The sequence below is a fragment of the Micromonospora sediminicola genome (genome assembly GCF_900089585.1).
Classification (GTDB): domain Bacteria; phylum Actinomycetota; class Actinomycetes; order Mycobacteriales; family Micromonosporaceae; genus Micromonospora; species Micromonospora sediminicola.
Genome location: NZ_FLRH01000003.1, coordinates 4,278,120 through 4,298,097, shown reverse-complemented (window position 1 = coordinate 4,298,097; position 19,978 = coordinate 4,278,120). Strand labels below are relative to the sequence as shown.

The following is a 19,978-nucleotide window of genomic DNA, read 5'->3' as shown; positions in this document are numbered from 1 at the left end:
ATGTGGATCGTGCTCGGGGTCGTGGTGTTCGCGCTGGTCGTGCTGGCCCTGGCGATCCGCCCGGTGGTGGCGCGGCTGCCCCGGTTGCGCCGTTCGGCGCTGGCGTTGCAGAGCCGGCAGGCCGAGGCGGAGTCGCTGCGGTCCGCCGCCGAGGAGTTGCAGGCCCGCGCCGAGTCGTTGCAGGAGCGGGCGGCCGTGGCGCAGGACCGGATCGCGTTGATCAAGGCCAGGCGCGGCGAGTGATCGACGCCGGTCGGTCCGGTGAGCGATAGCTGCGCGATCCGGGGCGGTTGCGAGCACGAATGCGCCCCCGTGGGTGGTTGACGGGACAACTCGGGTTGGTCGAGACTTCACCGGCCGGCCCGCACCAGCAGGCCCGCCGGGGGTGGCAAGCCGCTGCGACGCACGTACGATGGGCGGCGACCCCACCCTCACCGACACAGAGCGACTGGAGCTTCCCATGGGTGCCCTCAAGCCGTGGCACATCGCCGTACTCGTGGTCGTGCTGATCCTGCTGTTCGGCGCGAAGCGGCTCCCCGACGCGGCCCGCTCGCTGGGCCGTTCGCTGCGGATCATCAAGGCCGAGACGAAGAGCCTGCACGACGACGACCGCGACCTGGCCGAGAAGGCCGACGCGCAGAACGGCTACCAGCCGCTCCCGCCGCAGCAGCCGATCCAGGGCCAGCAGCAGTACGCGCCGCAGCCGGGCTACGCGCCGCAGCCGCAGCCGGGGTACGCCCCGCAGCCGCAGCAGCCGGTCGCCCCGCCGGTCGACCCGGTGCAGCGCGTCCGCGAGAACTGATCCGGAAGGGCCCCCACCACCGTGGCCTTCGCGTTGAGGAAGCGCGGCCCGAGCACGTTCGAACGCGCCGCCGACGGCTCCATGACCCTGATGGAGCACATCCGGGAGTTGCGTAACCGGCTGTTCCGGGCGTCGCTGGCGATCCTGGTCGGCTTCGGTTTCGGCATCTGGCTGGCCACGCCGGTCCGGTTGTTGCTGTCGAAACCTTACTGCGACCTGCCGCAGGCGATCGATCCGAAAACCGGCAAGTGCCTGTTCGTGCAGCTCGGCGTCGCCGACGTCTTCCTGCTGAACCTCAAGATCGGCCTCTGGGTCGGCCTGATCATCGCGGCTCCGATCTGGCTCTACCAGCTCTGGGCGTTCATCGCGCCCGGCCTGCACCGGCACGAGCGGCGCTACGCGTACGTCTTCACCGCGCTGGCGGCGCCGCTGTTCGCCGCCGGTGCGGTGCTGGCGTTCTTCGTCACCACCAAGGGCCTGGAGTTCCTGCTCAACGTCTCCGGCGACGACATCTCGACGACCCTCGAGGTCACCCGTTACATCTCGTTCGTCACGAACCTGGTCCTGCTGTTCGGCGTCGCGTTCGAGTTCCCGCTGATCGTGTTGATGCTCAACTTCGTCGGCCTGGCCAGCGCCAAGCGGCTGCTGAGCTGGTGGCGGGTGGCGATCTTCGTGTTCTTCGCGTTCTCCGCGGTGGTCACGCCGACGCCCGACCCGTTCGGCATGACCGCGCTGGCCCTCTGCCTCTCCGCGCTCTACTTCGCCGCGGTCGGGGTGGCGTTCCTCAACGACCGGCGGCGCGGGCGTGGGCAGGAGGTCTACGCGGGCATCGCCGACGACGAGGTTTCGCCGCTGGACCTGTCGAGCGAGCCGGTACCGACCGGTGCCCGGATCGAGGCGTCCGCCCCGGTCGAGGCTCCCGAGCCGGTCGCCGCGCCCGCGCCGATCGAACGCCGCTACGACGACATGACCTGACCGGTCCCGTCGCGCCGCACCACGAACGCCGTCCCCGGCAACGGGGACGGCGTTCGCGCATCCCGGTCCGCAAGCAGGCGCATCCCGGTGCCCCCTCCCGGCATCAATCAGCCCTCGTGCAGCCGATCGTGGACTTGTGGCGCCTCGAAGGATCTCGGAGGTGCACGTTGCTCCCTGCCGCAACCCCCAGGTCAACGCGTCGGCGGGCCGATGTGTGGTTGCCGGGTCGGTGACGGCGGGCGGGAGGGATGCGAGTTCGTGACGGGGGACTGGCTGGGCCGGGGGCGGAGCCAGATCGGCGAAGTGGCGGTATCAGGGGCGCGGTGATGCCACCACTTCGGGGACCTGGTGTTGATCATCACTCCGAACCGAACCGAACCGAACCGAACCGAACCGAACCGAGCCGAACCGGGCTGGGCAGGCTGGGGCGGGGCTCGGGCGACGGAGCGAGGCGGGGTGGGCGGTCAGGCGATGCGGCGGGCCGCGTCGGGTCGGGCGGCGGGGACGGCGTCGGGGTGCAGGATCGCAGCGATCGTCTCCGCGCCGTCGACCAGCCGGGGGCCGGCCCGCACGATCAGCCCGTCCGCGTCCAACGCCCACACCTCCGCGTCCGGGAAGTGCCCGGCCACCGAGGCCGCCTGGTCGGCTGCCCCGTCGAGGTGGAAACCACACGGCGCGACGAGCACCACCTCGGGGCGGGCCGCCCGCAGGTCGGCCCACGTGGTCGGCGCGGACCGGGCCCCGGGGTGGGTGGCCACCGGCTCGCCACCGGCGACGTCGACCAGGTCCGGGATCCAGTGGCCGGCGCCGAACGGCGGGTCCACCCACTCGACGACGGCGACCCGCCGACGGGGCCGGCCGGCCACCGCCGCGCGGATCGCCGCCAGCCGGGCGCGCAGCCCGTCCACCAGGGCCTCCGCGCGGTCGGGCACCCGGGCGGCCGTACCCACCGCGCGGATCGAGTCCAGCACGTCGTCCAGGGTGTACGGATCGAGCGACAGCACGTCGGCCCGGCAGCCGAGATGCGCGACGGCGTCGGCGACCGTGCCGGACGGAAGCGCGCAGACGCGGCACAGGTCCTGGGTGAGGATCAGCTCCGGGTCCAGTTCGGCCAGCGCGCCGGCGTGCAGCGTGTAGAGGTCGGCGCCGGCCGCGAGCTGCTCCCTGACGTACGCGTCGATCGCACCGGGGCTCATGCCCCGGGTGTCCCGGCCACCCACGACCACGGCGACGCCGGCGCGGTACGCCGGGGGCACCTCGCACTCGAACGTGACCCCGACCAGGTCGTCGCCGAGGCCCAGGGCGTACACGATCTCGGTGGCGGAGGGAAGCAGGGAGACCAGCCGCATGCCGCCCATCATGCCCGGTCGTCGTGGAGGCGGACATTCGGCTGCCCTCGGGCCTTGCCGGGACGCCGCGCCCGCTTAGACTCTGCTGACTCCGCCGAGTCCCCCGGGGCGGTGTCCCGGGGTGGCGTCGGCGCCCCACCCCCGGTCAGCACGCTGACCTCCGCTCCGGAGAGCCCGATGAAGAGCCGTACCGCCGCCGTCCTTGTCACCCTCTGCGCCGCCACCGCGCTCACCGCCTGCGGTGACGACGAGCCCGCGCCGAAGGGCGAGCAGGTCCCGGTGACCGCCACCGACACCAGCTGCGAGGTCACCACCACGCTGTTCACGCCGGGCACGGTCACCTTCACGGTGACCAACCGGGGGCAGCAGGCCACCGGGGTCTACCTCTACGGCCGGGAGGGTGCGGGCTTCACCAAGGTGGTCGCCGAGGTGGCCGACGTGCCGGCGGGTCGCACGGGTGACCTGCGGGCCCAGCTGGAGACCGGCTCGTACGAGGTGGCCTGCAAGCCGGGCCGGCAGGGCGACGGGGTGCGGACCCGGATCACCGTCTCCGACGACGGCACGGTGGCCAGCGCCGCGGCCGAGACCGCGTACGACCGGGCGCTCACCATCGAGCTGTCCGGTGACACGCTCACCGGCGTCGACGACGGGCTGATCGCCGAGCCGGGCGAGAAGCTCGCGCTGAAGGTGGCCAACAAGACCGCCGGCGCGCGGACGCTCTACCTGCTCAACCCGGACGGCAAGCGGGTCGCCGAGCTGAAGGCGGAGCCGAACGGCACCGCCGAGACGGTGGTGACGCTGGGCGCGGCCGGGAACTGGACGCTCAAGGTCAAGGGCGACGGGGTCGCCTCGCTGAGCAAGCGGCTGCTCGTCCGCTGATCGGGTGAGCGCCACCACCGGTTCCGGGCGGTGGGGCGGGGGCGGGCGACGCGCGGTCTAGTGTTCGCGCGAAGCCACCCGCCCGCACCGCCCGGAGGAACCACCGATGCGCGCCACCGTCATCCACGGCCCGAACGACGTCCGCGTCGAGGAGGTGCCGGACGCCGCCGTCCGCGGACCCGGCGACGCCGTGGTGCGTACCGTGCTCGCGTGCATCTGCGGCAGTGACCTGTGGGCCTACCGGGGGGTGGTGCGGCGAACGCCGGGGCAGCGGATCGGGCACGAGTTCCTCGGCGTGGTCGAGGAGGTCGGCGCGGACGTCACCTCGGTGCGGGTCGGTGACCTGGTGGTCGCGCCGTTCGTCTGGTCCGACGGCACGTGCGAGTTCTGCCGGGAGGGGCTGCACACGTCCTGCCCGCGGGGCGGGTTCTGGGGGACGCCGGGCTCCGACGGTGGGCAGGGCGAGGCGGTACGCGTCCCGTACGCCGACGGCACGCTGGTGCGGCTGCCCGCCGAGGCGGCCGGCGACGACCGGTTGCTGACCGCGCTGCTGGCCCTGTCGGACGTGATGGCCACCGGTCACCACGCCGCGCTGGCGGCCCGGGTGCGTCCGGGCGCGACGGTGGCCGTGGTCGGGGACGGCGCGGTCGGCCTGTGCGGGGTGCTGGCCGCGCGGCGGCTCGGCGCGGAGCGGATCGTCGCGTTGGGCCGGCACCCGGCCCGCACCGACATCGCCCGGCGGTTCGGCGCGACCGACGTGGTGGCGCAGCGCGGTGAGGCGGCGGTCGAGGCGGTCCGCGAGCTGACCGGCGGTCACGGCGCGCACGCGGTGCTGGAGGCGGTGGGCACGGAGGAGTCGATGCGTACCGCGATCTCGATCGCCCGTGACGGCGGCGCGGTCGGCTACGTCGGGGTGCCGCACGGCGGCAGCGCCGGGGTGGACGTCCGGCAGATGTTCAACCGCAACGTGACGCTCGCCGGCGGGGTGGCGCCGGCCCGGGCGTACCTGCCGGAACTGCTGGCCGACGTGCTGGCCGGCGTGATCGACCCGGCGCCGGTGTTCGACCGCTCGGTGCCGCTTTCCGGCGTGCCGGAGGGCTACCGGGCGATGGACGAGCGGACCGCGCTGAAGGTCCGCGTCACGTTCTGAGGTTCGGGTGCATCCACCGGGGACGGTCGGGGCGAAGCAAGGGTCGTGACGACAGTCACGGACCTGGTCGCCTCGACGAAAGGCTCCCCGATGAACATCGCTCGTCTCGCCGCCCGCCTGGCCGTTGGCGCCACGGCCGCGGCGGTGGCCACCACCGCCGTCGCCGCTCCCGCCCAGGCCGGCGCGAAGCAGCCGGGCACGCGGTCGCTGGCCGCCGTGCTCACCGCCGACAAGAGCGGCTTCGACCACAACTCGCGGGACTTCGACGTGCTCACCAAGGCGGTCCTGACGGTGCTGCAGGCCAAGCCGGACTCGCCGGTGAAGGTGCTCACCGACGGCACGGTCGCGCTGACCGCGTTCGTGCCGAACGACTACGCGTTCCGCGAGCTGGTCCGCGACATCACCGCCGCGAAGAAGCTGCCGGGTGAGAAGGCGGCCTTCGACGCGGTCGCCGGCCTGGGTGTGGACACCGTGGAGGACGTGCTGCTCTACCACGTGGTGCCGGGCGCGACGATCGACCGGAAGGCGGCGCTGAAGGCCGACGGCGCGGAGCTGGCGACCGCGCTCGGCGCCTCCGTCGAGGTCGACGTGAAGCACTGCTGGTACGGCCGGCAGGTCCGCCTGGTCGACGCCGACACCAGCGACCGCGACGCGCGGGTGGTGCGCTACGACATCAACAAGGGCAACAAGCAGATCGCGCACGCGGTCGACCGGGTGCTGCGCCCGATCGACCTGCCCTGACGCACCGGCCGTCGACGGCGCCCGGCACCTCCCGTGCCGGGCGCCGTCAGCGTTCGCGCCGGCCGAACTGACTGCTCAGGGCCAGCCCGGCGGAGCAGCTCAGCTCGCCCGGGGCGAGCTGGGTGTGCGACGGCCGCCAGGTCTGCGCGCCCGTCGCACCGACCCGTGCCAGCAGGCAGTCGTACTGGCTGGCCCGCAACGCCACGCCGATTGTGCCGCCCTCGACGGCGATCTCCTGCCGGACGGCCGGGTCGAGCTTCAGCCCGGCCACGGCGGCGCGCACCGCCGCCTCGTCGGGGCCGGCCGTGCCGAGCGCCCGGCGCAGCCGGTCGTCGACGCCGTCCAGCGACGGGTCCCGCGGGACGGGCACCGGATCGCCGGCCGGGCAGTCGATGTCGTCGTCGCGGTCGTCCCGCTCGGGTCCGAGGCGCAGCCGGAAGCAGACCGACTCGGTGCCCTCGACCGTCTCGCCCCGGCCGTTGACCCCCGCGCCGTGCCCGGTCACCCGCAGCACCAGCGTCACGCCGGTCTGCCAGTGCGTCTCGCCGCGCACCTGGAGCACGGTGACCGCCGGCTCCTGCCCGGCGGCGTGCACGAACTCCTCGGCCGTGTAGAGGTGGTCGCGGGCGAACCTCGCCTCGACCCGGTCGACGGTGTCGGTCGCGTCGGCGACCGCGTTGTCGTGCCAGGCCGGCTCGACCGGTCGTTGCGCCCACCAGAGCCCACCGGCCAGCAGGAGCGGGGCGAACGCCACCGGGGCGAGGACGGCGATCAACCTGCGCGGTCGCATGGCGGGCAGTATTGCGCACCGCCGCCGGCGCCAGGGCCCCGTCGCCGGGCGGTGGCGACGTCGCCCCTGGTGAGGGGCGCGGCTCGTGCCGTACGGTGCTCGCCGTGACCGCGCACGATCATGTCCCGCCCGGCCCCGTCGCCGTGCTCGCCAACCCGACCGCCGGCCGGGGACGGCACCGGGGCCTGCTGCCCCGGATCCTGGAGCGCCTCGGTGGCGCCGGCCGCCCGGTGGAGCTGCTGACCGCCCGTACCCCGGTGGAGGCGGAGGCGGCGTGCCACGCCGCGGTGGCCGGCGGCGCCGGGGCGTTGGTGGCGGTGGGCGGCGACGGCACGGTGCACCGCGCGGTGCAGGCGGTCGCCGGCACGGCCGTGCCGTTCGGGCCGGTCCCGGCTGGCACCGGCAACGACTTCGCGGTGGAGACCGGCTTCCCGGCCGACCCGCTCGCGGCGGTCGAGACGATCGCCGCCGCGCTGGCCGCCGGCCGGTCCCGCCCGGTCGACCTGGCCCGGCTGTCCCGCCCCGGCGGCGACGACCGCTGGTACGGCGCGGTGCTCGCGGCCGGCTTCGACGCGATCGTCAACGAGCGGGCCAACCGGATGCGCTGGCCGCGCGGGCCCCGCCGGTACGACCTGGCGATCCTGGTGGAGCTGGCCCGGCTGCGCCCGCGCCGCTACCGGCTCACCCTCGACGGGGTGCCGCAGGAGGTGGACGCGGTGCTGGTCGCGGTCGGCAACGCGGCCAGCTACGGCGGCGGGATGCGGATCTGTCCGGACGCCGACCCGACCGACGGGCTGCTGGACGTGGTGGTGGGCGGGCGCTTCGACCGGCGCACCCTGATGCGGGTGAAGCCGCGGATCTACCAGGGCACCCACGTGACGCACCCGCTGGTGCGCGCGTACCGGGCGCGGACCGTGGAGCTGGCCGCCGAGGGCATCACCACCTACGTCGACGGGGAACGGTCGTTCGACCTGCCGGTGACGGTCAGCGCCGTGCCGTCGGCGCTGCGGCTGCTGCGCTGACCGCCGGCGCCGGGGCGACCGGTGGCGGGGGCGTGGCGGCCCGGACGGCGCCGGCGCTCGCCGCGACCACCAGCCCGATGGCGACCACCTCGACCGGGTGCAGCGCCTGACCGAGCACCAGCCACCCGGCCAGCGCGGCGATCGCCGGCCCGAGGCTCATCAGGACCGCGAACGTCGCGGTGGGCAGCCGCCGCAACGCCGCCAGCTCCAGGCTGTACGGCAGCACCGAGGCGAGCAGCGCCAGCCCGGCGCCGAGCCCCAGCACCGCCGGGTGGAACAGCCGGCCGCCCGCGTCGGCCAGCCCGATCGGCAGGGTGACCAGCGCGGCCACCGCGAGGGCCAGGGCCAGCCCGTCGGCCCGGGGGAACCGCGCGCCGACCCGGGCCGAGCAGACGATGTACGCGGCCCACATCGTGCCCGCCAGCAGCGCCAGCGCGGCGCCGAGCGGGTCCAGCCGGTCGAAGCCGCCCTGCCCGAGCAGGGCCACCCCGGCCAGCGCCAGCCCGGCCCAGCACCAGGCGGCGAGTCGGCGCGTGCCGACCACCGACAGCGCCAGGGGGCCGAGCACCTCCAGCGTGACGGCCGGACCGAGCGGGATCCGCCCGATCGCCTGGTAGAAGATCGAGTTCATGCCGGCCAACGCCAGGCCGAACGCGATCACCGCCGCCCAGTCGCCGCGCCCGTGCCCGCGGAGCCGGGGCCGGCACACCACCAGCATCAGCAGCGCGCCGAGGGTCAGCCGCAGGGTGACCGCACCGGCCACCCCGGTACGGGGGAACAGCAGCGCGGCCACCGCGGAGCCGAACTGCACGGACAGCGCCCCGCCGAGCACCAGCGCGACCCCGCCGAGCCGGCCCGGCGCGCGCGACGGTACGGGGCGGTCGGCGGTCACGCCCCTGACCCTAACCGGGGCGCCCGGTCAGCCGACCCCGGCCAGGTCGAGCACCGCGCCCAACCCGTTCGACCGGCCGGCGTCGGCGCACGGCAGCACCAGCACACCGCACCCGGCCGCCACCGCGCCCGCGTCGGCCGGCGTGTCACCCACCATCAGCGTGTGCTCCGGGTCGACGCCGAGCATCCCGCAGGCGCGCAGGAAGATGCCCGGGTCGGGCTTGCAGCGCCCCACCTCGTAGGACAGCGCGTACGCGTCGACCAGGGCGTCGAGGTCCCAGGCGGCGAAGAGCGGGCGCAGGTCGAAGCCGATGTTGCTGACCACCGCCACCTTCACCCCGGCGGCCCGCAGCGCGCCGAGCACCGGCCCGGTGTCCGGGTAGGGCACCCACCCCTCGGGCACGAGCACCCGCTCGTAGAGCGCGTCGGCGAACCCGTCGATGCCGGTGTCGACGGTCTCGGCCAGCCCGGTGTAGGCGCCCCGGTGGGCGTGCGGGTAGAGGTCGCGGTCGGCCCACAGCTCGGCCAGCCGGGGCGGCACCCGGGCCGGCAACGGCCCGCCCGCGCGGCCGGCGGTGAGCAGGCGGTCGGCCAGCGAGGTGGCCCGGATCCGGTCCAGCTCGACCCCGCAGGCGGCCGCGGCGGCCCGTACCCAGGCCAGCGGCTCCTCCACCTGGGCGAGGGTGCCGTGGAAGTCGAAGAGCACCGCCTCCACGGGCCGGCGGGACGGGCTCGGGCGGACGGCGTCGTCGGCGCCGCTCGAGGCGTGGGGCAGTTCGGTACGGTCCGGCACGTCGTGCACCCTACCGACCCGCTCCGACCGTCCTGCCGGACGGCCTTGACCGGTGGTCGTCGGCGGTACCGATTAATCTTGGGTTCATGTCGAGCCCCGCCGAGCGGTACGCCGCGGCGCGCCGCCGGGCCGCGCAGGCCTCCGCCTTCCCGGCCCTGGACGAATTCGCCCGTGACCTCGGGTTCGATCTCGACGACTTCCAGCGTGAGGCGTGCGAGGCCCTGGAACGGGGCAGCGGGGTGCTGGTCTGCGCGCCGACCGGCGCCGGCAAGACCGTGGTGGGGGAGTTCGCGGTGCACCTGGCGCTGCGCGGCGCGCCCGGCGCGCCGGCGGGCGGCGACGCGCCGGCCCGGCGCAAGTGCTTCTACACCACCCCGATCAAGGCCCTGTCCAACCAGAAGTACCACGACCTGGTCGACCGCTACGGCGCCGAGCACGTCGGCCTGCTCACCGGCGACAACGCGATCAACGGCGACGCGCCAGTGGTGGTGATGACCACCGAGGTGCTGCGCAACATGCTCTACGCCGGCTCGGCCACGCTCGACGGCCTGGCCTACGTGGTGATGGACGAGGTCCACTACCTGGCCGACCGGTTCCGCGGCGGGGTCTGGGAAGAGGTGATCATCCACCTGCCGGAGTCGGTCACGCTGGTCTCGCTGTCGGCGACCGTCTCCAACGCCGAGGAGTTCGCCGACTGGCTGGTCACCGTGCGCGGCGAGACCGCCGTGGTCGTCTCCGAGCACCGCCCGGTGCCGCTGTGGCAGCACATGCTCGTCGGCAAGCGGATGTTCGACCTGTTCCACGACGCGGACGCGGCCCGCAAGCACGACGTCCACCCCGAGCTGCTGCGCTACACCCGCGACACGATGCGCCGGCTGGAACTGGGCGAGGGCCGCAGCGCCGGCCCGGGCGGCGGCCGGCGTGGCCCGCGCTGGCGGGGCCCGATGCGCCCGGACATCGTCGACCGGCTCGACCGGGAGGGGCTGCTCCCGGCGATCCTGTTCATCTTCAGCCGGGCCGGCTGCGACGCCGCCGTGCAGCAGTGCCTCGCCGCCGGGCTGCGGCTGACCTCGCCCGAGGAACGCGCGGAGATCCGCCGGGTGGTGGAGTCGCGGGTCACCGCCATCCCCGGCGAGGACCTGTCCGTGCTGGGCTACTGGGAGTGGCTCGACGGTCTGGAGCGCGGCCTGGCCGCCCACCACGCCGGCATGCTCCCGGCGTTCAAGGAGGTCGTCGAGGAGCTGTTCGTCCGCGGCCTGGTCAAGGCAGTCTTCGCCACCGAGACCCTCGCGCTGGGCATCAACATGCCGGCCCGGTGCGTGGTGCTGGAACGCCTCGTGAAGTTCAACGGCGAGGCCCACGTCGACCTCACCCCGGGTGAATACACCCAGCTCACCGGCCGGGCCGGTCGGCGGGGCATCGATGTCGAGGGGCACGCGGTGGTGGTCTGGTCGCCGGAGACCGACCCCCGGCACGTGGCCGGGCTCGCGTCCACCCGCACCTACCCGCTGCGCTCCAGCTTCCGGCCGTCCTACAACATGGCGGTCAACCTGGTCGGCAGCGTCGGCGCGGCACCGGCCCGCGAGCTGCTCGAGTCCTCGTTCGCGCAGTTCCAGGCGGACCGGTCGGTGGTCGGCCTGGCGCGGCAGGTGCAGCGCAACACCGAGACGATCGAGGCGTACGGCGCGGACGCCGCCTGCCACCAGGGTGACTTCGACGAATACTTCGCGCTGCGGGTGGCGATCGCCGACCGGGAGCGGGCCATCGCCCGGCAGGGGCAGACCCAGCGCAAGGCGGCGGCCGTGGCCTCGCTGGAGCGGCTGCGGGTCGGTGACGTGATCCGGGTGCCGTCCGGGCGCCGGGCCGGGCTGGCCGTGGTGCTCGACCCGGCCACCGGCGGCTTCGGTGAGCCCCGCCCGCTGGTGCTCACCCAGGACCGCTGGGCCGGGCGGGTCAGCCCCGGCGACTTCACCACCCCGGCCGAGGTGCTGACCCGCATCCGGGTGCCGAAGCACTTCAACCACCGCTCCCCGGCCGCCCGGCGCGACCTGGCCGCGGCGGTCAGCGGCACCGGGCTGGACCGGCACGCCGGCCGGCGTGGCGGGCGATCCCGCCAGGCGGTGGGGGAGGACCACCAGCTCGGCCAGCTCCGGGTCGAGCTGCGCACCCACCCCTGCCACGCCTGCCCGGACCGGGAGGAGCACGCCCGCTGGGCGGAGCGCCGCCGCCGGCTGGAGCGCGACACCGACGAGCTGCGCCAGCGGGTGTCCGGGCGGACCGGCTCGCTGGCCCGCACGTTCGACCGGATCGTCGCCCTGCTCACCGCGCGCGGCTACCTCGCCGCCGACGGCGAGGTGACCGACGCCGGCCGGATGCTGGCGCGGATCTGGACCGAGGCCGACCTGCTGGTCGCCGAGTGCCTGCGACGCCGGGTGTGGGACGGGCTCTCCCCGGCCGAGCTGGCCGCCGCCGTGTCGGTGGTGGTCTTCGAGGCCCGGCGGGACGTCGACGAGCGGGCCTCGCTGCCGCGCAACGCGGTCGCCGACGCGGTCGACGAGACGCTCAAGCTGTGGAGCGACATCGAGGCGGACGAGGCGGCGCGTGGGCTGACCGTCACCCGGGAGCCGGATCTGGGCTTCGCCTGGCCGATCTACCGCTGGGCGCGCGGGGAGCCGCTGGCCAAGGTGCTCGCCAGCGGGCACCAGGTCGACGGCGAGATGCCGGCCGGCGACTTCGTCCGGTGGGCGCGGCAGGTGGTCGACCTGCTCGGCCAGCTGGCCGACTCCGGTGGCGCCTCGACGGAGCTGCGGGCCACCGCGCGGCAGGCCATCGCGGCCGTCAACCGGGGTGTGCTGGCCTACCACGCCTCGGCCTGACAATCACTTTCGGTCACCATCGGCGGGAAATCGACGCATCGTTCCGTCACTGTGACACCACCCCCCGAACATTCGGGGGGTCGGTGTCATGCCTGGTCAACGCCTGTCCGATCATGTCCGGGGCGCGCCGGTTACGCGTCGGTAGCAGATCGGGGGGAAGGTCGCCGTGGGCGAGATCAATCACTTTGAGTACGGGTGGATCACGCCCGCGCTCAGCTACGCGCTGTCCGTGCTCGGCTCGGCGCTCGGCCTGGTCTGCGCCGGCCGGATCCGGACCGCCACCGGCGCCGGCCAGCGGGCGTGGTGGGGCCTGCTGGCGGCCTGGGCCCTGGGCGGCACGGCCATCTGGGCGATGCACTTCATGGCGATGCTCGGCTTCGCCGTCGGCGGCACCCGGATCCGCTACGACGTGCCGCTGACCGCCGCCAGCACGGCCATCGCGGTGGCCGCCGTCGGCATCGGCCTGGCCATCGTGGGCACCGGCCGGCTCACCGGTCTGCGGCTGCTCGCCGGCGGGTTCTTCACCGGCGCCGGCGTGGCCGCCATGCACTACACCGGGATGGCGGCCATGCGGCTGGACGGCTCGCTCGCCTACGACCCGCTGCGGGTGGCGCTGTCCGTCGTCATCGCGCTGGTGGCCGCCACGGTGGCGCTGTGGCTGGCGATGACCGTCCGGCGGGCGCTCGCCATCATCGCCTCCGCGCTGGTCATGGGCATCGCGGTCAACGGCATGCACTTCACCGGGATGAGCGCGCTGTCGGTGCACCTGCACGAGGGGCGCGGCGCGGCCACCGGCACCGAGGTGAGCGGCCTGCTGGTGCCGATCGTGCTCGCCGTGGTCTTCGGGGTGGTCGGGCTGGTCTACGCGCTGCTCGCGGCGCCCTCCGACGACGACCGGGCGGGCGCGGCGTACGTGGCCGCGCGGCTCGACGGCGCGCCGTCGGCGGCCCCGGCCGAACCGGCGCCGGACCCGGTGGGCCTGCGCAGCCGCTCCACCCTGGCCCAGCCCGGCGCCCCGTTCCCGTCGCGCCGGAGCACCGACCGCCGCTCGTGATCAACTGATCACGACCGGTCACACTTCCCGGGCCGCATCCTGGGCCATGATCGACACCAGGTCGGGGAGGTGGCGGGGTCTGGTGGCCGCGGATGCCGCCACTCCGCCGAGGTGGAGGCGATCAGCCTGCGGCGCGGCTCGGCCGGTCAGGTGCGAGGGGTGGCGAGGGCGTCGACCAGGCGGCGGCAGGAGCCGGCCAGGTTCCACCGCTGCGCCAGGTCGAGCAGCCGTTCCGGATCCGCCGGGGACGTCGGCAGCGCCGGGTCCAGCTCGGGCAGCGGCACGTCGGTGGCGACCCGGACCACCGTGGGCGCCACCGCCAGGTAGTCGCGGGCGGCGTCGAGCTTGCCGCGCAGCCCGGGCGCGAAGCCGGAACCGGGGTCGTCCAGCGCGGCCAGGATGCCGTCGAGGCCGCCGTAGCGGTCGATCAGTCGGGCGGCGGTCTTCTCGCCCACGCCGGGCACCCCGGGCAGGCCGTCGCTCGGGTCGCCGCGCAGGGCGGCGAAGTCGGCGTAGCGGTCGGCGGGCACGCCGTAGCGACCCCGGACCGCCGCGTCGTCGCAGTCGTCGAGCTTGGCCACACCCCGGCCGACGTAGAGCAGGCGCACCTGCCGGTCGTCGTCGACGAGCTGGAACAGGTCGCGGTCGCCGGAGACCACCTCGGCCGGGCCGGGCTGGGTCACCGACAGCGTGCCGAGCACGTCGTCGGCCTCGTAGCCGTCGGCGCCCACGGCGCGGATGCCGAGCGCGTCCAGGACCTCCAGGATCATCGGCACCTGCGGGGAGAGCGTGTCCGGCACGACCTCGCCGCCCTCGGGCGCGACCCGGTGCGCCTTGTACGACGGCAGCAGCTCCACCCGCCACGCCGGCCGCCAGTCGTAGTCGAGCGCGCAGACCATCCGGTCGGGCCGCCGGGTGCGCACCAGCTGGGCGAGCATGTCGAGGAACCCGCGCACGGCGTTGACCGGCTGGCCGTCGTCCGTCTTCGCCGCCGACTCGGGGATGCCGAAGTAGGCGCGGAAGTAGAGGCTGGGGGAGTCGATCAGGAGGATCGGGGGTCGGTGTGCCACGCCGACCAGCGTGGCACAGCCCTCCGACGAGATGGGGGAGGCCGGCACGGCACCGGGAAACCCGGGGGCGCGGGCGGTCCGGGGTGCGCAGACTGACACGGTGAGCTTCGTACCCGGTCTGACCCTGGCCCGCCGGTTCCACGACGAGGTGGTGGCCCCGCTGCTGGCCCGGCGGCTGCCCGGCCTGCGCTACTCCGCCGGGCTGCTCGACGGCGGTTCCGAGCTGCTCGGCCTCGACACGGCGCGCTCCACCGACCACGACTGGGGTCCGCGTACCCAGGTCTTCGTCGCCGCCGCGCCGGACGCGGCGTCGGTGCGGGCGGTGCTCGACGCGGAGCTGCCGGCGCGGTTCCTCGGCTGGCCGACCCGGTTCGCCGGCGGGCCGACGGTCCGGCTCGGCACGGTCCGGGCCGACGGCGACCGGCACGGCGTGAGCGTCGACGAGTTGGGCGCGTGGCTGCGCGACCGGCTGGGCGTCGACCCGCGTATCGGCCTGACGGCGGCGGACTGGCTGGCGACGCCGACCCAGCGGCTGGCGGAGCTGACCGGCGGGGCGGTGTTCCACGACGGGCTGGACGGCGCGCTCACCGCCGTCCGGGCGCGGCTGGCCTGGTATCCGGACGACGTCTGGCGGCACGTCCTGGCGGCGTGCTGGCAGCGGGTGGCGCAGGCCGAGCACCTGGCCGGCCGCTGCGCCGAGGTCGGTGACGACCTGGGCAGCCGGGTGGTGGCCGCCGGGCTGGCCCGGGACCTGATGCGCCTGGGGCTGTTGACGCACCGCCGATGGCCTCCGTACGCGAAGTGGCTCGGCACGGTCTTCGCCGCGCTGCCGGCGGCGACGCCGGTGGTGGACGCGCTGACCACCGCGCTCGGGCCGGACGACTGGCCGGCCCGGCAGTCCGGCCTGGTCCGCGCGCTGGAGACGGTGGCCGGCTGGACCAACGGCACCGGCCTCACCGCGCCCGTGGAGCCGACCGCACGGCCGTTCCACGACCGGCCCTTCCTGGTGCTCGACGCCGGGCGGTTCACCGAGGCGCTGCGCGCCGCGATCACCGACCCGCACCTGCGCGACCGGCCGCCGCTCGGCGCGGTGGACCAGTACCTCGACAACGTGGACGTGCTCACCCGCCCGGGCCGGGCCCGCCGGGTGGCCGCGGCGGTGCTGCCGGACCGGCCACCGGTTGTCGACTCCGGGCCGGGGGCCTAGACTCCGACTCGGTCGCATCTATCTGCGACCGTCTATCTCGTCTCCGAGGGTCCGGGCCGCCCTTCGCAGGCGCCTCGTCGGCGACCACGCCGCGACGCGCCACCGCGCGGTGTCCCCACCACCGAGGAGAACCCATGCTGTCCAGAAGGAGCAGACTCCGACTGCTCGGCGCGGCCCTGGCCGCGGCCGGGCTCGCCGCTGTGGCGGCGCTGGCCGCCCCGAGCCCGGCCGCGGCGGCGTCGCTGACCGAGGTGACGAACTTCGGCGCCAACCCGAGCAACCTGCGGATGTACCTGTACGTCCCGAACGCCGTCGCGGCCCGGCCGGGCCTGCTCGTGGTCAACCACTACTGCACCGGCAGCGGACCGGCCATGTACTCCGGCACCCAGTTCGCGGCGCTCGCCGACCGGTACGGCTACGTCGTCGTCTACCCGTCGGTCACCCGCAGCAGCAAGTGCTTCGACGTCTCGTCGCCGCAGGCGCTGCGCCGCGACGGCGGGAGCGACCCGGTGGGCATCAAGTCCATGGTGGACTACGTACGGCAGCGGTACCCGGTCGATCCGGAGCGGATCTTCACCACCGGCACCTCGTCCGGGGCGATGATGACCAACGTGCTGCTCGGCGTCTATCCGGACGTGTTCCGCGCCGGCGCGGCCTTCGCCGGGGTGCCGTTCGGGTGCTTCGCCACCACCAACGGCTCCGAGTGGAACAGCGAGTGCGCCAACGGGCAGGTCCTGAAGACCCCGCAGCAGTGGGGCGACCTGGTGCGCAACGCGTATCCCGGCTACTCCGGCCCACGGCCCCGGATGCAGCTCTGGCACGGCACCAACGACGAGACGCTCCGCTACCCGAACTTCGGCGAGGAGATCGACCAGTGGACCAACGTCAACGGGCTGAGCCAGACGCCCGCGTACACGGACAGTCCGCAGCCGGGCTGGACGCGCACCCGCTACGGCGGCACCGGCGGCACCGCGACCGTCGAGGCGATCAGCATGCAGGGCGTCTCGCACAACCTGCCGGTCGACGCGGCCCAGGCGGTCCGCTTCTTCGGCCTGGACAGCAGCACCCCGCCGACCAGTGCCCCGCCCACGACGCCGCCGCCGACCACGGCCCCGCCCACGACGCCGCCGCCGACCACGCCGCCGCCGACCACGGCCCCGCCGACGACGCCGCCGCCGTCGGGCGCGTGCCGGGTCGGGTACGTGGTGAACGCCTGGAACGCCGGGCTGACCGCGTCCGTGACGATCACGAACACGGCCACCTCGCCGGTCAACGGCTGGAGTCTCGCCTTCACCCTGCCGGGCGGGCAGACGATCACCGGCGGCTGGAACGCCACGTACGCGCCGACCAGCGGGGCGGTGACCGCCCGCAACGTCTCCTACAACGGCGCCGTCGCGCCGGGCGGCTCGGTGACCATCGGCTTCCAGGCCACCCACACCGGCAACACCGGTAGTCCGGCCGCGTTCACGCTCAACGGCAGCCCCTGCGCCGTGGCCTGAACCCGCTGACCCGGGCCACCGGCCGGGGTGGCGGCGTCGCGCCGCAGCGATGCCGCCACCCCGGCACGCCGGATCCGATCATGGCGAGAGGCTTTGTTCCGGACTTTTCACAAGGCGCGAAAAAAGGAGCGGGCGAGGCGTCCGGGAATTGACATGCGCCACTGCGCGCGGGGATGGTCCACCGCACGGACGGGCACCGGTCATCCGGCCGGAACCCGTCCGCCGCACCGGAACCGCCACCCCCGCCCCGCACTCCACCCGTCCCGGAGATGCCCATGTCACCCGTACGACTCCTGCTGTCCCCACCCCGCCGGTCGGCCCGGCGCACGGTCGCCGCGCTGACCGCCCTGCTCGCCGCCGTGGCGCTGGTCGGCCCGCCCGGCCCGGCCCGCGCCGCCGACCCGCTGCTGTCGCAGGGGCGGCCCACCACCGCCTCCTCGACCGAGAACGCCGGCACCCCGGCGTCCAACGCCACCGACGGCAACTCCGGCACCCGCTGGTCCAGCGCCTTCGCCGATCCCCAGTGGATCCAGGTCGACCTCGGCGCGACCGCCACCGTCTCCCGGGTCAGCCTGGCCTGGGAGGGTGCCTACGCGCGGGCGTACCAGGTGCAGACCTCGACCGACGGCGCCACCTGGACCACCGTGTTCAGCACGACCAACGGTGACGGTGGCACCGACGACCTCACCGTCAGCGGCACCGGCCGCTACGTGCGGGTGTACGGCACCGCCCGAGCCACCGCCTATGGCTACTCGCTCTGGGAGTTCCAGGTCTACGGCAGCACCGGCGGCGGCAGCGGCTGCGACACCGCGACGAACGCGGCCCAGGGCCGGCCCGCCACCGCCTCCTCGACCGAGAACGCCGGCACCCCCGCCGGTGCGGCGGTCGACGGCAACCCGGGCACCCGCTGGGCCAGCGCCGCCGCCGACCCGCAGTGGCTCCAGGTCGACCTGGGCAGCGTCCGTACCGTCTGCCGGGTGGTGCTGAGCTGGGAGGCGGCCTACGGGCGCGCGTACCAGATCCAGACCTCGACCGACGGCGCCACCTGGACCTCCGTCTACAGCACCACCAGCGGCGACGGCGGCACCGACACCCTGACGGTCAACGGCTCCGGTCGCTACGTCCGCGTCCACGGGACCGCCCGGGCCACCGGCTGGGGCTACTCACTGTGGGAGTTCACCGTGCACACCACCGGCGGCGGCACCGTGCCGGGCGGCGGGTCGCTCGGACCCAACGTCATCACGTTCGACCCGTCGATGTCGGCCGCCAGCATCCAGGCCCAACTCGACTCCGTCTTCCGCACCCAGGAGTCCAACCAGTTCGGCACCCAGCGGTACGCGCTGATGTTCAAGCCGGGCGACTACTCCGGGATCAACGCGCAGATCGGCTTCTACACCTCGATCATGGGGCTCGGCCGGAACCCCGGCGACGTGCGGATCCACGGTGACATCACGGTGGACGCCGGTTGGTTCGCCGGCAACGCCACCCAGAACTTCTGGCGCTCGGCGTCGAACATGCAGGTCTTCCCGTCGGCCGGGTTCACCCGCTGGGCGGTGTCGCAGGCCGCGCCGTTCCGTCGGATGGACATCCAGGGCGACCTGAACCTGGCCCCGAACGGCTACGGCTGGGCCAGCGGCGGCTACATCGCGGACAGCCGGGTGACCGGCGTGGTGCAGCCGTACTCGCAGCAGCAGTGGTACACCCGGGACAGCAACGTGGGCGGCTACCTCAACGCGGTGTGGAACGTAACCAACTCCGGGGTGGTCGGCGCGCCCGCGACCAGCTTCCCGAACCCCCCGTACACCACGCTGGCCCAGACCCCGGTCAGCCGCGACGTGCCCTACCTCTACCTCGACGGGAGCGGCGCCTACCAGGTCTTCGTCCCCTCCACCCGGACCAACGCCAGCGGGGCGTCCTGGCTCGGCGGCGCCACCCCGGGCACGTCGATCCCGCTGAGCCAGTTCTACGTGGCCAAGCCCGGCGACTCGGCGGCCACCATCAACGCCGCCCTGGCCCAGGGCCTGAACCTGCTCTTCACCCCCGGCGTCTACGCCGTCGACCAGACCATCGCGGTCAACCGGGCCGGCACGGTGGTGCTCGGCATCGGCTACCCGACGCTGGTGCCGCAGAACGGCGTGGTGCCGATGACGGTCGCCGACGTCGACGGCGTCCGCCTCGCCGGGCTGCTCTTCGACGCCGGCGCGGTGAACTCGCCGGTGCTGCTCCAGGTCGGCCCCGCCGGGTCGACCGCCAGCCACGCCACCAACCCCACCTCGATCCAGGACGTCTTCTTCCGCATCGGCGGCGCGCACGCCGGCAAGGCCACCACCAGCCTGGTGGTCAACCAGGACGACGCGCTGATCGACCACATCTGGGCCTGGCGGGGCGACCACGGCACCGGCATCGGCTGGACCGTCAACACCGCCGACACCGGCCTGATCGTCAACGGCGACAACGTCACCGCGCTCGGGCTCTTCGTCGAGCACTACCAGAAGTACGAGGTGATCTGGAACGGCGACAACGGGCGGACGATCTTCTTCCAGAACGAGTTGCCGTACGACCCGCCGAACGCGGCCTCCTGGATGAACGGCTCCCGGGTGGGCTACGCCGCGTTCAAGGTCGCCGACGCGGTCACCACGTTCGAGGGATGGGGCATGGGCAGCTACTGCTACTTCAACGTCGACCCCACCATCGCGGCCTACCACTCCTTCGAGGCCCCCACCAGGTCGGGCGTCCGGTTCCACGACCTGCTCACCGTCTCGCTGGGCGGGAACGGGTCGATCACCCACGTCATCAACGACACCGGCGGCACCGCACAGGGCACGAACACCGTGCCGGTGAACGTGGTCAGCTACCCCTGACCCGAGCCCGGGGGCGGCC

At 74.4% G+C, this 19,978-nt stretch carries 17 protein-coding genes; 12 read left to right on the top strand and 5 right to left on the bottom strand.

Annotation, left to right across the window (positions count from 1 at the left end; translation table 11 throughout):
* The 3 genes from GA0070622_RS19725 (at position 1) to tatC (ending at position 1,777) form a co-directional block, all read left to right on the top strand.
* A complete protein-coding gene (locus GA0070622_RS19725; protein ID WP_369700200.1) occupies positions 1 to 243 on the top strand; it encodes a hypothetical protein in 243 nt (80 codons plus the stop codon).
* A gap of 217 nt (positions 244 to 460) precedes the next feature.
* Positions 461 to 802, top strand: coding sequence for a Sec-independent protein translocase subunit TatA (tatA, locus tag GA0070622_RS19720; protein ID WP_091575150.1), 342 nt, complete (start codon positions 461 to 463; stop codon positions 800 to 802).
* 21 nt (positions 803 to 823) lie between these two features.
* Positions 824 to 1,777: a twin-arginine translocase subunit TatC gene (gene tatC / locus GA0070622_RS19715; protein ID WP_091575147.1), complete on the top strand. Its 954-nt coding sequence runs from the start codon at positions 824 to 826 to the stop codon at positions 1,775 to 1,777.
* 464 nt (positions 1,778 to 2,241) lie between these two features.
* Here the strand turns inward: tatC and GA0070622_RS19710 are convergent, their stop codons facing one another.
* Positions 2,242 to 3,126: an ABC transporter substrate-binding protein gene (locus tag GA0070622_RS19710; RefSeq protein ID WP_245666440.1), complete on the bottom strand. Its 885-nt coding sequence runs from the start codon at positions 3,124 to 3,126 to the stop codon at positions 2,242 to 2,244.
* Between the two features lie 177 nt (positions 3,127 to 3,303).
* Between GA0070622_RS19710 and GA0070622_RS19705 the strand changes: the two genes are divergently transcribed.
* From GA0070622_RS19705 to GA0070622_RS19695, 3 genes are all read left to right on the top strand, one after another.
* A complete protein-coding gene (locus GA0070622_RS19705) occupies positions 3,304 to 4,005 on the top strand; it encodes a hypothetical protein (RefSeq protein WP_091575142.1) in 702 nt (233 codons plus the stop codon).
* A 106-nt stretch (positions 4,006 to 4,111) separates the two neighbouring features.
* Positions 4,112 to 5,155: a zinc-dependent alcohol dehydrogenase family protein gene (locus tag GA0070622_RS19700; RefSeq protein WP_091575140.1), complete on the top strand. Its 1,044-nt coding sequence runs from the start codon at positions 4,112 to 4,114 to the stop codon at positions 5,153 to 5,155.
* 90 nt (positions 5,156 to 5,245) lie between these two features.
* Positions 5,246 to 5,896, top strand: a complete 651-nt coding sequence (locus tag GA0070622_RS19695; protein ID WP_091575137.1) for a fasciclin domain-containing protein — start codon at positions 5,246 to 5,248, stop codon at positions 5,894 to 5,896.
* 46 nt (positions 5,897 to 5,942) lie between these two features.
* On the opposite strand, the gene GA0070622_RS19690 is transcribed toward GA0070622_RS19695, so the two are convergent.
* Positions 5,943 to 6,686, bottom strand: a complete 744-nt coding sequence (locus GA0070622_RS19690) for a hypothetical protein (RefSeq protein WP_091575134.1) — start codon at positions 6,684 to 6,686, stop codon at positions 5,943 to 5,945.
* 95 nt (positions 6,687 to 6,781) lie between these two features.
* Between GA0070622_RS19690 and GA0070622_RS19685 the strand changes: the two genes are divergently transcribed.
* Positions 6,782 to 7,708 carry a diacylglycerol kinase family protein gene (locus GA0070622_RS19685; RefSeq protein ID WP_091575132.1) on the top strand — a complete coding sequence of 309 codons (927 nt, stop codon included), beginning with the start codon at positions 6,782 to 6,784 and terminating at the stop codon, positions 7,706 to 7,708.
* Here the strand turns inward: GA0070622_RS19685 and GA0070622_RS19680 are convergent.
* Positions 7,671 to 8,600, bottom strand: coding sequence for an EamA family transporter (locus tag GA0070622_RS19680; protein ID WP_091575129.1), 930 nt, complete (start codon positions 8,598 to 8,600; stop codon positions 7,671 to 7,673). The genes GA0070622_RS19685 and GA0070622_RS19680 overlap by 38 nt on opposite strands.
* 27 nt (positions 8,601 to 8,627) lie before the next feature.
* Positions 8,628 to 9,392: an HAD family hydrolase gene (locus GA0070622_RS19675; RefSeq protein WP_091577683.1), complete on the bottom strand. Its 765-nt coding sequence runs from the start codon at positions 9,390 to 9,392 to the stop codon at positions 8,628 to 8,630.
* An 86-nt stretch (positions 9,393 to 9,478) separates the two neighbouring features.
* Between GA0070622_RS19675 and GA0070622_RS19670 the strand changes: the two genes are divergently transcribed.
* Both GA0070622_RS19670 and GA0070622_RS19665 read left to right on the top strand, forming a co-directional pair.
* Positions 9,479 to 12,268 (top strand): DEAD/DEAH box helicase, encoded by a 2,790-nt coding sequence (locus GA0070622_RS19670; protein ID WP_091575127.1) that lies wholly within the window; start codon positions 9,479 to 9,481, stop codon positions 12,266 to 12,268.
* Positions 12,269 to 12,434: 166 nt separating this feature from the next.
* Complete coding sequence (locus GA0070622_RS19665) at positions 12,435 to 13,322, top strand: MHYT domain-containing protein (RefSeq protein ID WP_091575125.1); 888 nt, start codon at positions 12,435 to 12,437, stop codon at positions 13,320 to 13,322.
* A gap of 146 nt (positions 13,323 to 13,468) precedes the next feature.
* On the opposite strand, the gene GA0070622_RS19660 is transcribed toward GA0070622_RS19665, so the two are convergent.
* Entirely contained in the window at positions 13,469 to 14,392 is a 924-nt protein-coding gene (locus GA0070622_RS19660) for a 5'-3' exonuclease (RefSeq protein ID WP_091577680.1), read from the bottom strand.
* Positions 14,393 to 14,492: 100 nt separating this feature from the next.
* Between GA0070622_RS19660 and GA0070622_RS19655 the strand changes: the two genes are divergently transcribed.
* The 3 genes from GA0070622_RS19655 (at position 14,493) to GA0070622_RS19645 (ending at position 19,959) form a co-directional block, all read left to right on the top strand.
* Positions 14,493 to 15,599, top strand: coding sequence for a DUF4037 domain-containing protein (locus tag GA0070622_RS19655; protein WP_091575122.1), 1,107 nt, complete (start codon positions 14,493 to 14,495; stop codon positions 15,597 to 15,599).
* 134 nt (positions 15,600 to 15,733) lie between these two features.
* Positions 15,734 to 17,098: an extracellular catalytic domain type 1 short-chain-length polyhydroxyalkanoate depolymerase gene (locus tag GA0070622_RS19650; RefSeq protein WP_091575120.1), complete on the top strand. Its 1,365-nt coding sequence runs from the start codon at positions 15,734 to 15,736 to the stop codon at positions 17,096 to 17,098.
* Between the two features lie 275 nt (positions 17,099 to 17,373).
* On the top strand, positions 17,374 to 19,959 hold the full coding sequence (locus GA0070622_RS19645; RefSeq protein WP_245666438.1) for a discoidin domain-containing protein: 2,586 nt from the start codon (positions 17,374 to 17,376) through the stop codon (positions 19,957 to 19,959).
* The last annotated feature ends 19 nt before the right edge of the window (positions 19,960 to 19,978 follow it).